Genomic DNA, 14,603 nt, shown 5'->3' on the forward strand with positions numbered 1-14,603 from the left:
GGTCACTTTTCGATGCCCCCCCAATTCCTCAACGCTGATTTCACGCATGCACCTTGCCGCTGACTTACCTAGAACCAATACCCCCATCGCCCCACCGGCCAGAGGTCGAACCTTAACCTCTGGCGCAGCAGCCAGAGCCCGATCAGCGGAGCTGAGTCCAGTCATAAGCCTTATGCGTTCAAACCGTTCCAGCCGTGAACGCCCACGTACAGACCAACCCCAATGATCAACACGCTGGACAAATAAGGCGCCCGTCGCGCAACGGTGCCCAGCCACGGCCAGCGGTTGGAGGCCTGCCGTGCGCCGATGGCAGCCGCCGCTCCCACGGTAACCAAGGTGATCGCCAAGCCAATGCTGAAACACAAGACCAGCATGCCGCCCAGCGCGACTTCTTTAACTTGAAGGCAGAGCAACAGAACCGTGATGGCAGCCGGACAAGGAATCAGCCCACCCGTCAGGCCGAACACAATGATCTGGCCCGTGGTGACTTCACGGTTGGTGAAACGCTTGCGGATATCGTTGGCGTGCGCCCGTTCGTGGGCGTCCTGGTAACCTTCCAGAGACAGCTCCAAGCCTTCCAGTTCGGCGTGTTCATGCCCATGATCATGCTCGTGAAACTCAAGGTCATAATCGTGGGAGTGCCCGGCATGCCCCAGGCTCAGGCGGGCGCTGAACTCGTGTGGCTCGGGAATATCGACCGTCGACTCCAGGCATCCATCGCGTTCGGTAAATGAGAACGCTTGGACGCTTCCATCGGCGCGCGTAGTCGTTAGGCGAACATCCGCGGCGGCCCAGACATGCCCGGTCAACGTTTTCAGGCGCCAGTGAGGGGGCATGCCCTGCTCGAAGATCGACAGCTCGACATGGCCATGGCCGGTATCGATGCGATGGGTTTCATCATAATGCCCATGGTCATGCTCGCCCTGATGATGCGCATCACCTTGCTCGAACTTGAACATCTGTTCGCCACGCCACGTACGCCAGAGCATCCACAACGCGATGGCAATGATCAGGGCCGCAGATGCGAGTTGGAAGTACGGCTCCGTGGTCTCGGCATCCAGCCCCTGGCCCAGGTACATGCCACCGATCGCGACCAGCCACACCACGGCAGTGTGGGACAGCGTAGCCGCCAGGCCGAGCAACACCGCCTGTTTGACCGAGCCTCGGATGGCAACGATAAACGCCGCCATCATGGTTTTCGAATGACCCGGCTCCAGCCCATGCAAGGCACCCAACAAGATAGCGCTGGGGAAATACAGCCAGGCGTGAACGCCACCTTGTTGCAACAATTCAGCAAAATTCGGCATGTGGGACCTAGAGGTACTTGGTGATTTGCTTGAAGGCTTCCAGCGGCGCGCGCTCGCCCCTGTCCAACGCCGAAACGGTGTCTTCCAGGCAATGATCGATGTGATCCTGGATCAACGTCCTCTTGGCCTGGCACACGGCTTTCTCCACCGCGTGCAACTGCTGGGCGATGTCCACGCACTCACGCCCCTCTTCGATCATGAGGATGATGCTGCGCAGGTGACCGTCCGCGCGTTTGAGGCGCTTGATGATCGCTTCATGGCTTTGGTGGGTATGGGTGTGGGGATGGCTGTGTTCGTGTTGGTCACTCATGACTTGAGTCTCGGACTTCAATGAATTACGCTGGCAATCCTATCCCCCCAGGGGGGATAAGGCAAACCCAGAATAACGAGTCGAAACACGATCATTATGTTCAGCAGGACACTGACAACAGCAGTGGTATTCGCGCTGGCTTTCGCCATGTTCATGGCCTGGGCCGGGCATACCCGTACGCTGTCGATGTTGTCGGACCAGCCCTCTTGGGATGTCGCGCAAGACGCTCATCATCATTCTCATGATGAGCAAGCTGACGTGTCATGTTCAAACTGCGCGGATCACTATCACTCCCCGCTGACGCCCGATCATCAGCACGAGACGCCGCAACTCACCTCCGTGCTGATCCTGGCGGCCCAGCCACAGCTCTCTCCACAAGGCGAGGTCCTTGGTTACGCCGTTCCTCGTGCGCCCATTTTTCTGATCGAGCGTCCACCTCGTCCTTCGCTTGCCTCCTGACATGGTCACCCTGCGGCCCTTGATCACTGCAACGAAGGATTTTATCCATGCATTCACACTCAATTAGAGGCGTCGGCGCGTTCACTGCGCCTTCGCATCGCCCACTCCTGCTGTTGTTTCTATTGCTCGCGTCATTTCTTGTCGGAATGCCCGATGCCCTCGCCCATGCCGTCGCTGAAGGCGATAAAGGTTTCATCCAGGAAAGCGCCGGCGTCATGTTGCTGCCCTTTGTCTACATGGGCGCCAAGCACATGATGACCGGCTACGATCACCTGCTGTTTCTGTTCGGGGTGATTTTCTTCCTGTATCGCCTTAAGGACGTAGGGCTCTACGTCACGCTGTTCGCGGTCGGACACTCGGTCACCCTGCTGCTCGGCGTGCTGACCGAGGTCAGTATCAGCTCGTACATTATCGACGCCATTATCGGTTTCTCGGTGGTGTACAAGGCGCTCGATAACCTGGGCGCCTTCCAGCGCTGGTTCGGTTTCCAGCCCAACATCAAGGTCGCTACGCTGTTCTTCGGCCTGCTCCACGGGTTTGGCCTGGCAACGAAAATCCAGGAATACGAAATCTCTCCCGACGGTCTGATCCCCAACCTGATCGCCTTTAACGTTGGTGTCGAGATCGGCCAATTGCTGGCCCTCAGCGCGATTCTCATTCTGATGGGGTATTGGCGGCGCACCAGCAGTTTCTGGCGCCATGCCTACACCGCCAACGTCGCCATGATGAGTGCCGGTTTCCTTTTGATGGGTTACCAGATTACCGGCCTGTTTGCCTCAGCCTAAGGAATTTCAACCATGTTCAATACGCCACTCCCTACTGTTAATGAACTGCCCAGCAGCCGCCAACTGGTGCGCTCGACCGTCATCGCCTTGCTGACTGCGGTCGGCTTGTTGGTCACCGTCGTCATGCCTTCGGAATATGCGATTGATCCCACAGGCGTGGGCCGTGTACTGGGCCTGACGCAAATGGGCGAAATGAAAATTACGCTCGCCCAAGAGGCGTTTGCGGATGCAGCGCCGCAGCCGGTGCAAGAGGCTCCGGCTCCGCAGATTGCAGCTGCAACCCCTGCAGCTCAACCTGCGCCTTCACCCGCGGTCCCGCCCAGCCCGGCCCTGAAGACAGATGAAATGACCGTCACGCTAAAACCGGGCGAAGCGACAGAAATCAAACTGGAAATGCTCAAGGACAAAACTGTCAGCTATGAATGGACGGCATCCGGCGGGCCGGTGAACCATGACACCCATGGCGAACCCTACAACGGCGAAAAAGGCTATTTCCATAGCTACTCCAAAGCCAAGCAGGTCAAAGGCGACAAGGGCGAATTCACCGCTTTGTTCGACGGCACCCATGGCTGGTTCTGGCGTAATCGCACGAATAATGACGTGACCATTTCGTTGAAGACGACAGGTGATTACCTGAGCGTAAAACGCTGATTCCAGTCGAAATACATTTTTTAATGCTTACGGAAAACTCAATGAACGCCTCAACCACGCTGTTCCGCTCCGTGCTTCTGATTTGCTTTATCGGTCTGATGACCGCCTGTGGAGGCGGCGAAAAGCCTGCCGAATCCGAAAGCGCGGGTCATGGGCACTCGCACGAGTAATGCCATAGGGCAAGAGGCCGAAAATGCGGCCTCTTGCCCGTCGCAGATACGACGCGCCGCTCTCACTGTGATCTGCCGTCGGCGCCTGCAATCAAGTCAAGCTTGAGAGGCACCAGAACCCACCAAGGCAAACAAAAAATGACCTCATTCAGCGGGTTCTCTTTACAGCGTGTCCGAGCGGCCAGCCAACCAGCTTTTCAACTGGCTCTCGAAGCGGCTTCTCCGCTGCAAAATAGCGCTGTGTCTTTCCACAATGGTCGAACCCTGTAGATCTCCAGAGTTCAGCTAATAGGATGCCCGCGGAGCTCTACGGCCTGCTTAAGCTTCTAGCTGAGCGCTGGTCCGAGTTGCCGATCATCATGATTTCGAATTACTGCTTGTCCAGTGAGGAAGTCGAGCATGCCAAATCAACCCTTGCTGTGTTTGGCCTCCAGCTTGTTGAACGTCACCTGCCCGCCTTCGGCCTTGTAGCCGGTGTTATCCAAGGTGTATGCCCCAGCCTTGAAATACAGCTGTTTGCCCTGCCAGCTTTTGCTGAGCTGCGTGCCCCACCGATATCCTTGCGAAATCACATGCAGGTAGCCCGCCGAGCTCAAGCGGACCTCGTAGGTGAACCGCTTGTTCAGCTAGACATCCTCGGCAATTACCACCTTGGTGTCCGCGCTGCCCGGCTTGAGGCGATAGTTGGCAATCACGCTGCCGGTCTTCCTAGCCTTATCATAGACATACTCGACCTTCAGCAGCGGGCCCTTGCCCTGGTAGATATGAATCTGCGGTAACCGTCCACCAGGCGCGGCGTCTCGATGACTCGGGCAGGCGTGCCGGCCGGGATGGTCAGGTTCCAAGTGCTTAGATCAATCATGGCATGGGCTCCTTGAATAGGTCGTGGTTTCATTTGCAGGTATAGAAAAAGCCCTTATCGACAGGGCTTTTGCTGGGCAGCGCCAACTCTGATGGGCTTCCCTAGAATGGTTATGAACACCAAAACGCTAACATTGCCCCATGTTTAACATGAAAATGATCAACCAGACCCAGCTAAAACCAGGCCAGCGGTGTAACCCTTAGGGTTGCTTTGGTCTGCCGCCCCAAGGGGCTTCGACCAACAAGGTAATGTCATCCCTCCAGTGCCAACCGAACCTTTGCCCCCAAGCATCGTCCGAGCTTAAGCGTTTTAGCTAACTGCTCGCCACGAGGTTCCGTTTGAAAGCTGCCATCGTTAAAAATTACCGTCTGTTCGTCAAGACCATGGGCTATGTGGGCTGGGCGTTGTTCTGGTTGTTGCTCTGGGACATCGCCGTCACGGTGGACTTCATGCTATTTCTCAACGCCAAGCTGAACCTGCCGCTGATGCCGCTGACCTTGCTCGGCTCGGCGTTGGTGGTGTTGATCAGTTTCCGCAACAGCAGTGCTTACAACCGCTGGTGGGAAGCGCGGACGCTATGGGGGACGATGATCAACAATTCACGCAGCTTCGCCCGTCAGGTGCTGACACTGCTGGACGATGCCGACAGCGAGGTGAATCCGGTCAAGTCGACCCTGTTGCGCCGCCACGTCGCTTATGTGAATTGCCTCGCCGCGCATCTGCAAGGCCAGCCTTGTCCCGAAGAGGTGCGGGCGTTTATTCCGACCGAAGAGTTTGCCCGCAGTGGCACGACCAATAACTTTGCCAACGATATCCTCACCGGCTCGGCGACTTTGCTCGCGCGGGAATACCAGACCGGGCACCTGGACAGTATTCGCCTGGCGCGTCTGGAGTCGACGCTGGTGGACCTGTCCAACAGTCAGGGCGGCATGGAGCGGATTGCGAATACGCCGCTGCCCTACCCTTATGTGTATTTTCCACGGCTGTTTATCTCGCTGTTCTGCCTGATTGTGCCGGTTGGACTGGTGGAATCCCTGGGCTGGTTCACGCCGCTGGCTTCGACCGTGGTTGGGTTTATGCTGCTGGCCATCGAGCGCATCGGCACCGATCTGCAGAGCCCGTTTCGCCACAGCGAACATCAGATTCAGATGGAAGCGCTGTGCGAAACCATCGAAAAGAACCTGCAGTCGATGCAGCGCGATTCCTTGGGTGATGTGCGCGGGCTTAAAGAGAACGCTTGAGCAATCGGGAACCGGCAGTGCTTGTGAAGGCTCCCGAATGAATCAAAACGCCGGCGCAACATCTGCGTGATAACGCTCAATGGGCGCAAGGCAGGCATAACCAAGCTCACTTTTTCGGAAGATCTTTTATGAAATCACCAAAAGTCGATGATTACATCGCGCAATGGCCATTGCTGGGCATGGGCTCTGCTGCCCCTTGGGCGGTGACTCAGGATTGCGAGAATCGGATCCTGGCATTGCTTGAAGCGCTTGGCGCGGGATACCGGCGTCAAGGCAATATTGCTGTTCATGAAACAGCCGTCATTGAGCAAGGAGCCGTACTGAAGGGCGCAGTGATCATCGGCGAGGGCTGTTTCGTAGCTACGGGCGCTTACCTTCGTGGAGGTGTGTATCTCGGGAGAAACTGCATTGTTGGCCCCAGCTGTGAGCTGAAAAGCACCTTCATGCTGGATCGCAGTAAGCTCGCACACTTCAATTTCGTTGGCGATTCATTGATTGGCGAGTCGGTAAATATTGAAGCCGGTGCGATCATCGCAAACTATCGTAACGAACTGGACGGGGCTGATATAAAAATCCGCCACGAAGATTATGTGATCGAGACAGGAGTCAGCAAATTCGGAGCGCTGGTGGGTGATGGCTGCAAGATTGGCGCAAACGCAGTGATCGCTCCAGGCGCTTTATTGCGGCCAAAAACATATGTTCCTCGTCTTGGATTGATCGACCAGTTCGCCTACGATTAACATTCTTAACCGTTGGTACGGTCAGAAAAATGCCCTTCCCACCGGCCCAAGCCCACCGCATATAAACCTAGGCCCGTTCCCAATCTCGAGGATCATCCGGCAATCCAAGGATGGTGATGTCCAGCAGCTCAAACGTTTCTGGATGGAGTAGAGCTGGCTGCGTCGTTAAGCAAATCATCAACGGCATGCATAATGCCGTGATAGCTGCCCAAGCTCTCGTGATCGAACACTGGATGGAATTTTCCATTGCCTGATTGGGCGATGCAGAACGTACCGACTCTTTCGAGGCACAAGCAGTAGGGTAAGTGCAGAAACAAAACAGACGATCGCAATACAACCGTTGATATTAGGAGATCCCAGACAAAAAAAAGCCACTCATCTGAGTGGCTTTTTTTTGAATCTTGGAGCGGGAAACGAGACTCGTATCTGGCATCCGACTCGTTGAAATCCAAGGGGTTTCTTTTCTTGCTGGAGCAGGAAAAGACTTGATTCTGGACTTGTTTTAAAAGCACATCAACGGGCAAGAAGGGACATCCAAACCTAAGCGTTGACGACGCTACGCGCCAACCCACATCCTGAGTGTCCGAGCGCTTGGCTTTCATCGGACAGTCCCTGCTCATACGATAACCACCCATCACGCTCTTCCCACCTGATGGCCAACGCCGGAGATTTGCCGCAGGCCCGGCAGGCAGCTATATATTCAACAGAACCGTAGGATTAAACCTTCGCCATGCCGCATTTCCAATCATGCCCCTAGGATGCGCTCCAGCCGTTCCCGTGCCGTAGTCGTCAACCTTTTAACTCTCATCAGTCGAGCAATCTCAAGCGCACGGTCACCAATGCCGACCACTTCCGCAGCGATACGAAGCTCTTCAGCCGCGATTTCCTCGATGGAACGACTATCCGAATCCGACGCAGGCACTCTATAAGTCGACCAATTCGCAATGTCCGATTCGGAATGCCAGACAAACGCCTCGTCTGCCGCCGTAACTTGCACGTGGTGATATTGCTCTGCGAGGTCAAGCACACGATCTCGGATGAGTCGCCCCGATCGCTGAAAGCCGTGGGCACGAGCTACGCGTTGAACCAGTACAGCATCGAGCATGGGAGCCTCCTGGCGCAACACCTCAGCAATGACCTCGCTCAGAACAGCCACATAATCCGGCTGGTAAAACTGGGCCGCATCGATCAAGGGCTTGATGCCAGAGAGATCCGCGATGCGATATTCACCACGTTGCGGAATCACCATCGACCCCACCGTAGCTAAACGGGCGATGCGAGCCTCCGACGCAGTCGTAACCGGGGCAACAGGCTCAGAAACTAGCGACTCGACATTCTCTTCTTCTAACTCCCGTCCTACAGGAAACTCGATGATCGCCGCGACAGTTGGCGAATCAGGAGCCATAGAAGTCTCACGATTGGCCCGTGACTCATCCAACAGACTGTTCAGCGCCGCATGCAACCGCTGAAGGGCCCCCTCCTTGTCTACCCACCATTCGGTAGACCACAGGCGGAGCAAGCTCCACCCGAGTCCGCGCAGGATGGCGCCCCGCACCTTATCCCGGTCTCGCGCGGTAGCTGCGCTGTGATAAGTGGCGCCGTCGCACTCCACTCCTGCCAGATAATCACCTGGACGATCAGGATGGACGATGCCGAGATCAATGCGAAAACGCGAAACGCCTATTTGCGGTACCACTTCCCAGCCCAGTCGACGCAAGCCCTTCGCCACGGCTTCTTCGAAAGGCGAATCGTAGCTGCCCACAGAGCCGTGTACTGCCTCCGCAAGCGCTTTTGGCCCGCGTTGAGCGAACTCGATGAAATGCTTCAGATCCCGAACGGCTCGTGCATTGGTACGGTTAAGGTCGATCATGAAAGGATCGAACGATGAGAACACCAGCATCTCGCGGCGCGAGCGGGTAATGGCTACGTTCAGACGACGCCAACCGCCGTCCTTATTAAGCGGACCAAAGTTCATCGACATGCTCTGAGCTCCCGCCTCGGTGGGGCCGTAACCGATACTCAATATGATCAGATCGCGTTCATCCCCCTGCATGGTTTCAAGATTTTTCACCACCACTGGCTCAGTCTGAGTTTCCTGGAAGAACGGCTCGATTTGGGGATGTTGAGCCCGAGCCACGTCGAGTAGATCGTTGATTAGCTTTTGCTGATCGGAGTTAAGGGTGATGATTCCTATGGTATGGCCCGCCGCAATAAACGCAGGGTCCATCAGCCGTTTAACCGTTTCCGTGACGATAGCCTCTGCCTCGGCCTGGTTATATCTGCCCTTTCCTTTGGCGTAGGTGCCCTCCACTCGGCGCCACTCAACGGCACTGGCGCGCGTCTCTGACGCAGGGAAGGTTATGAGATTGCTGTCGTAATAATGATGGTTCGAAAAGGCAATCAGGCTTTCATGCCGGCTGCGGTAGTGCCAGCTAAGGCTGTGGCTCGGTACGCCAGCCCCCAGACATTCATCCAGGATGCTTTCCATGTCTTCTTCGGTATCGTCATCGGCAGCGCTAGCGCCGCGGTTGAAGAAATTGGTGGGCGGCATCTGCCGAGGGTCACCTGCAATGACTACCTGCTTGCCCCGGGCAATTGAACCAATGGCATCCCAGGGGGCGATTTGCGAGGCTTCGTCAAAAATCACCAAATCGAAAGGCGGCAGATCAGCCGGAAGAAATTGAGCGATCGACAACGGGCTCATAAGCATGCACGGTGCTAAACGGTTCAACGCATCGCCCATCTCAATCGCCAATTGGCGAACGGGCTTGTGCCGACGAGATTTTTGCAACTCATGCTTGAGTGTGCCGAAACCGCTGCTTTTGGAGACATCATTCTTGGACGGAATCTGCCCGCACAGTTTGGCACGGATGTAGCGCACGGTCAGTTTTGCCAGTTCGTCGTCAAGTTTACTGAACGCCGCAATGTCACTCATGTGTTCTGCGGCCACGAAGGTGCGCAGCAGTGGCTCTTCGTCGATGCCCTTTCTTGCGAACCAATATGCATATCCAGTCTGGAACGCATTAATAGCGGCCTCAGGCAGCAGGCTACCCCGCTCCAGCGCATTGGCGATAGGCGCCAGGCCTGCTTCATCGGCCTGCTCTTTCACCCGGCACCAATCGCACCAAGCTTTAAGCTGCCCCTCTTGGCTAACGATCTGAGTGGAGATATCGCGCAACCCCGCGATAGACGAAATGACGTTGCCCCGTGTAGCAGCTAGCGCACTGAACTGGTTCGATATTTCCTCATACTTGGAATAAGTACGTTGCAGCTCAGCGATCGCGATACCGATATGAGTATCGGGACCAAGCATCTCATTAGCGTCCACAACTACGCGCTGGATCGCAGCGCGCAACGAGATCAGTGCGTCGGGTGATTCAGCTAGTGCACTGATTTTGCGGCGCAACTGCTCGGCCAGCTCAGTCGCTTGCGCGAGTCGGGCCCGGTCGCTGTTGGTACCCTGCCAGCCGGGAACAGACTGCAAGTCCACCGCCAAACCGTCCAGCTGCAGCAGAAGGGCCTGTTGCTGCTCCAGGAGTTCCAAGTCGTTGATCGTATCCGGCAGTTCCGTTGCACCGCCGAGAACCGCCAACCGCTTGGCGACTTTCTTTTTTGCGAGCGATGCGAAAAACCAGAACTTACCCGCGGCCCCATGCCATGCCGCACGAAGCTCCTCAGCTGGAACACGACGGCATGCTTCGTCGGCGTAATTTACCGAAAGGCTTTGCTGAAGTACCTGATAGCGATCGACCCAACCAACCGCTCGGTGCGCGGACTCGATACGTACCTGTGCATCCGGAGCAAAGGCAAAGGAAAGGTTTACTCCGTGACACTTACCGAGCAGCGATGCTAATTCCGAGATGTGCTGATAATGAATGGCCTCAGTCTTCGGAATAGACGCGTTCATCAGTCCCAGGAGCCGATCACAGGCGTTGTTCAAGGCATCTAGCGCCAACGGTAATTCGCGTGCGCAGGCCGCAATCTGGGACTGCCAGGCATTGGACCACTGCGTCTGCGCCAAACTGCTAAACGCAGGAGAAAGATCTCTGGCTGCCGCGCCATTCAACCCGAGTCGACGAGCAAGATCCTGGAACTCATCGTATTGAGTTGCATCGTGTTCGGCCGCCTCCGACCACTGAAGTTTTGGCGTCGCACTGGTGTGATCACGTATCACCCGGCCGATGGCTAGGTGTAGCGAAAGTCCGTTTGCATGACGTCGATGCAGCACTTCAACCAATTGATTCAAACGTGAGCGCAAAACCTGCAACCGGCCTGCTTCGCGCTCCCAATCTTCTGCTGTCAGAGCATCGCGAACATCCCAGGCACGATCCAGCTGTTTTAGAACCTCCACCTTCGATGCTTTGCTAGAGTGAAGTTCAAGGCAGAACTCCCCCAAGCCCTTTTCCGCCAGTCGTCGATATACCACCTCTAGCGCAGCGCGTTTTTCTGCGACAAACAACACCCTGCGACCCATTGCCAGGTTTTGCGCAATCATGTTGGCAATGGTCTGAGACTTGCCGGTACCGGGTGGTCCATCGAGCACAAAACTGTGGTTGCCTGCTGAAGCGACCACCGCCGACAACTGCGACGAATCGGCCGGCAGCGGAGTAAACAACTGCGCCGGTGTCACGACCATATCCAACTGCTCGGGGCGAGGAAACTCATCGCTACCGATCAAGCCTTCGCCCCCAGGGCTTCGCTCTAGCAAATGTTTGACCATCGTGCTTTGCATAAGCTGAGCGGAGTGAGTCGCTAGGTCCTTCCACATCAAGTACTTGGCAAATGAGAACGTTCCCATCACCACATCGGGGACCACCTCAAAACCCGGTATATCACGCACGGCGCGGCGCACCATGTTCCAGATGCTAGCGACGTCGATCCCACTTTCATCTGCGGGCAGCTCTCCATCCAATCCTGGGATCACCAATTCGAAGTCATGGCGCAACAACTCAAGTAACGTCAGGTTGAAACGAGGCTCTTCGTCGAGCATGCTCAGAGTCACCCCCGACAATGCGCTTTTGCGTTCAAGTTTTATTGGCAACAGGACCAATGGCGCGGAGTAGGTTTTGGGATCATCCGCGCTTTTCTTCCACTTCAGAAACCCAATAGCCAAAAACAGCGTATTCGCACCACCTTCCTCGAGATCAGTCCGCGCCTTTCGATAGAGCTCGACCAAGATGGCATCCAACTTAGTCTTTTCCAGGTTCGCTAGTACCTCACCACGATCCAGCGCTTGCCGGGCCACCTCTTCCAAGAGGTTTTCTCTGTTTTGCTGCTCATACAACGCTGGGTCACGACCGCCACTCCTGAGGTCAGGCACCGGGACTACCCGGATACGCTTGCCGCTAGCTAGTAAATCCTCAAGCCCCGCAGGGTCCGGGCACATCAAACGAACACCTTTCGCGCTGTCCGGAAGGTGTAACAAGCGATTGCGCGTAGTGAGATCCAGCAACTTACGCTGCCACAAGATGAGCTTACCTGCGGCACCATTGGTCTCCACAACGATCTCAACGTCGAAGCCTGGCAACGACGGAGCCTCTTCTAACACTTCACGTTGCTGTGGCTGTTGTCCCGATTCTACGGGAACATCGTAAGCCGCTACGCTCGCCGAAAGTGGACGGATCTTTTGCATGCGCGCGCGATGTACATCAATTGCCATGACGAAGTCGTCATCGCTCAGTTGGCGCTCGGCAGCAGAAACGGCATGGCTAAAACTCGGAAACGGAGATTGCGTAGCTAATGTGGTTTCAAAAACCACGAGTTCCTTAAGATCGAGACGTTTACGAACGGCCGACGCTTCATCGGTCAACAATTGTGAGAATTCCTGAGGCTGTAGCCAGACTCCGGTGAATGCGTGCCCCTTGGTCATGATTACTAGAGGGTTAAGCCCGGCTTGCTCTAATGCCGCGGCAAACAACAGTGCGCTGTCCAAGCACGTGGCAACACCGTTTTCCAGAACCTGACTGGGCGTGCGGATTTTCTGCCCCTGCTGCTCAAAACTCGCCGGAGGCAGCGCATAGCTCAGCTTAAAGCTGCACACACCTGACCAGATAGCAGACGCAAGCTCCCAGGTCCGCGTGCGAGATTTTCCTTCATAGCCATCAATGCCATCTTTTTTTCCTGCACCGCGTAGTACGTCTGACGCCGCCTTCAACAACCGATCGACGGCTGGATCGTTAGGCATACAGAAGGCCGGCAGTAGCTCTGGCATAGCATTGAGGCCACCCCACTCTGCCCGCGCCAAGAGCTCAGTCGGCAAGCGTTCATCAGCAAGCAGCTCATCGCCCTGGAATAATCGCAATATTACTTCTGCGGCCAAGCTTTCGCTCAAACCAGCCAGGTAATTCGCATTTAGCCTGATATCGCGATCGCTAACGGTGAGTCGATCACCAGGACTGACCCGGTCGATGTGCCAAGTACGGGTTTCAACAAACTCAGGATCAGTGGTGAGCGTAAGTACTAAGCCCTGCTCAGGCACGTCTCCTTCGTTGCTGATACTAAGCTCACGCAGCAGTGGAACAGCGTTCTGGTGCGAGGCAAAGCCGACTTTTCGGGCGACAACCGCCTCGATCTTCATGCTCATCAACGTCTCCTTGAGCGATACGCCTGCATTCCTGGCAAAGGGAGGGCGGCTGGATATAGCGCCGAGGATACATTGCCTGAAAAGCATTCGCACCGAAAGCGAACGCAAACCGGATTTGAAGCGGGAGCGGCTGGTACTGGAGGCAACGACCTGCATGCACGTTACAATATCGGCAAGACACTACCCCAGGATCACGTCGCACGGTAATTCCAACGCAACAATGATCCTTGGGGCTGCCGTAGCAGTGACTACTGGCCTTATCATTTTGTTGTTGATATAGATTTCAACGCCGGCATGTCCAAGCACCAAAAAAATAGTTTATGCTTTTCGACAAACCTACATTGCCATACAGGAAGCAGCGCATTGTCAGAACCGCTCGCAATTTCTCCATTTCAACTAATCGATGCTGGAATTAAAATATCTCCATACTTCGGAGCGCTCATCTTGGCGATATACGTTCTAGGAAGAACGAATGCGCTTTTCTATATCGTATACCGTGGCCATCAAATTTTAGGGGGAGCAAAAGACTTTCATAGCAAGTCCGCCCAACGTCATTGGAAAGCGCATGAAGATTTCCAACGATTTAACCTGTGGTTCGGCATGAACCTCCGAACCTCACGTAATATGACAAAATTCTTGTCTTGGTTAGATCACCATGAATTAACTATCGAGGAACTCTGCCGTGCGCGACGCTACTTCAACGCAAACAAACTCGAATTTGCGATTCCTACACCGTGGCACCGGTGGACGATGCGCGCCAGCATCTTGGCAGGTATCGCAATACTGACTGCGGTCTGGGCGGTATTTGTCGATGCCAGACTGGCTTTTTACACCGTGAACAAAACCAAGACTAGTTTCTGGGTTGAAGAGAACCAAGCCAGGAGTTCTACCGGAAAAGCTTTGGATTGGCTCTCAGAATCTTGGATAATCGATACAGAATATTGCCTATTTTCCACAGATACCGCCCCGCTCGCCAATGAATGGGACAAAGAGGTTATCTGCGATCTAGTGTTGGGAAACCAAAATCCACAAATAGAAGAAGCCATTAAGTCTCAAAGATTTATCGCTGTAAGTGCCGGCATTCTGGGAGCGGCTTGGTTTATATTCTTGCTATTCATCGTTGACCGTGAGCGCAACGCTAAAGCACTGCTGCAAAAGGTGGACAAAAACAATACAGAGCCTACACTTTAGTCGTATATATTTTACGAAAGACAGCAACCGGACTCATTAACTATGGACAACCCATTTACTAGAAGCTAATAACAGACTTGATTATGGCCTAATGATAAATCCAAATGCAGTCACTCACAAAACGAAGCATGAAAATAATTCCCTCTTGAGGCGCGCAAGGAGGGTAACTTCAAGGCGCTGCTCGGTCATTTGATAAACCTTTTCTCGGCAATAATGGCAACACCAATCCGGTCTGCCAGAAATAGCACCGTGTCGAATATACTCGAATCCTTGGTCAAGCTGCGTAGCGCCCCCCCTGCGGGCG

Annotated in this window: 12 protein-coding genes; 6 read left to right on the forward strand and 6 right to left on the reverse strand. The window is 55.0% G+C overall.

What is annotated here, in order from left to right:
* Window positions 1-170 precede the first annotated feature (170 nt).
* Entirely contained in the window at window positions 171-1,307 is a 1,137-nt protein-coding gene (locus HU806_RS00560; protein WP_186609044.1) for a nickel/cobalt efflux transporter, read from the reverse strand.
* A gap of 7 nt (window positions 1,308-1,314) precedes the next feature.
* Window positions 1,315-1,617, reverse strand: coding sequence for a metal-sensing transcriptional repressor (locus HU806_RS00565; protein ID WP_186609053.1), 303 nt, complete (start codon window positions 1,615-1,617; stop codon window positions 1,315-1,317).
* Window positions 1,618-1,764: 147 nt separating this feature from the next.
* Here HU806_RS00565 and HU806_RS00570 point away from each other — a divergent pair, with 147 nt between their 5' ends.
* From HU806_RS00570 to HU806_RS00580, 3 genes are read left to right on the forward strand one after another with little or no spacing between them, the layout of a single operon-like run.
* Window positions 1,765-2,076 (forward strand): hypothetical protein, encoded by a 312-nt coding sequence (locus HU806_RS00570; protein WP_238350089.1) that lies wholly within the window; start codon window positions 1,765-1,767, stop codon window positions 2,074-2,076.
* 47 nt (window positions 2,077-2,123) lie between these two features.
* Entirely contained in the window at window positions 2,124-2,861 is a 738-nt protein-coding gene (locus HU806_RS00575) for a HupE/UreJ family protein (RefSeq protein ID WP_186609057.1), read from the forward strand.
* A 12-nt stretch (window positions 2,862-2,873) separates the two neighbouring features.
* On the forward strand, window positions 2,874-3,512 hold the full coding sequence (locus tag HU806_RS00580; RefSeq protein WP_186609059.1) for a transmembrane anchor protein: 639 nt from the start codon (window positions 2,874-2,876) through the stop codon (window positions 3,510-3,512).
* A gap of 577 nt (window positions 3,513-4,089) precedes the next feature.
* On the opposite strand, the gene HU806_RS26750 is transcribed toward HU806_RS00580, so the two are convergent.
* Entirely contained in the window at window positions 4,090-4,278 is a 189-nt protein-coding gene (locus tag HU806_RS26750; protein ID WP_527251127.1) for a polysaccharide lyase family 7 protein, read from the reverse strand.
* 30 nt (window positions 4,279-4,308) lie between these two features.
* Window positions 4,309-4,527: a hypothetical protein gene (locus HU806_RS26755; protein WP_527251128.1), complete on the reverse strand. Its 219-nt coding sequence runs from the start codon at window positions 4,525-4,527 to the stop codon at window positions 4,309-4,311.
* Between the two features lie 355 nt (window positions 4,528-4,882).
* Between HU806_RS26755 and HU806_RS00590 the strand changes: the two genes are divergently transcribed.
* Window positions 4,883-5,785 (forward strand): bestrophin family protein, encoded by a 903-nt coding sequence (locus HU806_RS00590; RefSeq protein ID WP_186609061.1) that lies wholly within the window; start codon window positions 4,883-4,885, stop codon window positions 5,783-5,785.
* Window positions 5,786-5,913: 128 nt separating this feature from the next.
* On the forward strand, window positions 5,914-6,525 hold the full coding sequence (locus tag HU806_RS00595) for an LbetaH domain-containing protein (RefSeq protein ID WP_186609063.1): 612 nt from the start codon (window positions 5,914-5,916) through the stop codon (window positions 6,523-6,525).
* A 128-nt stretch (window positions 6,526-6,653) separates the two neighbouring features.
* Here the strand turns inward: HU806_RS00595 and HU806_RS26410 are convergent, their stop codons facing one another.
* Together HU806_RS26410 and proA are read right to left on the reverse strand one after the other, a co-directional pair.
* A complete protein-coding gene (locus HU806_RS26410; protein ID WP_238350090.1) occupies window positions 6,654-7,127 on the reverse strand; it encodes a hypothetical protein in 474 nt (157 codons plus the stop codon).
* A 143-nt stretch (window positions 7,128-7,270) separates the two neighbouring features.
* A complete protein-coding gene (proA, locus tag HU806_RS00605) occupies window positions 7,271-13,108 on the reverse strand; it encodes an anti-phage protein ProA (RefSeq protein WP_186609064.1) in 5,838 nt (1,945 codons plus the stop codon).
* 363 nt (window positions 13,109-13,471) lie between these two features.
* Here proA and HU806_RS00610 point away from each other — a divergent pair, with 363 nt between their 5' ends.
* A complete protein-coding gene (locus HU806_RS00610; protein ID WP_186609066.1) occupies window positions 13,472-14,299 on the forward strand; it encodes a DUF6216 family protein in 828 nt (275 codons plus the stop codon).
* The last annotated feature ends 304 nt before the right edge of the window (window positions 14,300-14,603 follow it).

Source organism: Pseudomonas sp. SWRI154 (assembly GCF_014268645.1).
Taxonomy (GTDB): domain Bacteria; phylum Pseudomonadota; class Gammaproteobacteria; order Pseudomonadales; family Pseudomonadaceae; genus Aquipseudomonas; species Aquipseudomonas marvdashtae.

Excerpts from the sequence above, each read along its gene's own strand:
- HU806_RS26410 (WP_238350090.1), bottom strand. The coding sequence starts at position 7,127 with ATGAAAGCCAAGCGCTCGGACACTCAGGATGTGGGTTGGCGCGTAGCG.
- HU806_RS00565 (WP_186609053.1), bottom strand. The coding sequence starts at position 1,617 with ATGAGTGACCAACACGAACACAGCCATCCCCACACCCATACCCACCAA.
- HU806_RS00575 (WP_186609057.1), top strand. The coding sequence starts at position 2,124 with ATGCATTCACACTCAATTAGAGGCGTCGGCGCGTTCACTGCGCCTTCG.
- HU806_RS00580 (WP_186609059.1), top strand. The coding sequence starts at position 2,874 with ATGTTCAATACGCCACTCCCTACTGTTAATGAACTGCCCAGCAGCCGC.
- HU806_RS00560 (WP_186609044.1), bottom strand. The coding sequence starts at position 1,307 with ATGCCGAATTTTGCTGAATTGTTGCAACAAGGTGGCGTTCACGCCTGG.
- HU806_RS00595 (WP_186609063.1), top strand. The coding sequence starts at position 5,914 with ATGAAATCACCAAAAGTCGATGATTACATCGCGCAATGGCCATTGCTG.
- proA (WP_186609064.1), bottom strand. The coding sequence starts at position 13,108 with ATGAGCATGAAGATCGAGGCGGTTGTCGCCCGAAAAGTCGGCTTTGCC.
- HU806_RS00570 (WP_238350089.1), top strand. The coding sequence starts at position 1,765 with ATGTTCATGGCCTGGGCCGGGCATACCCGTACGCTGTCGATGTTGTCG.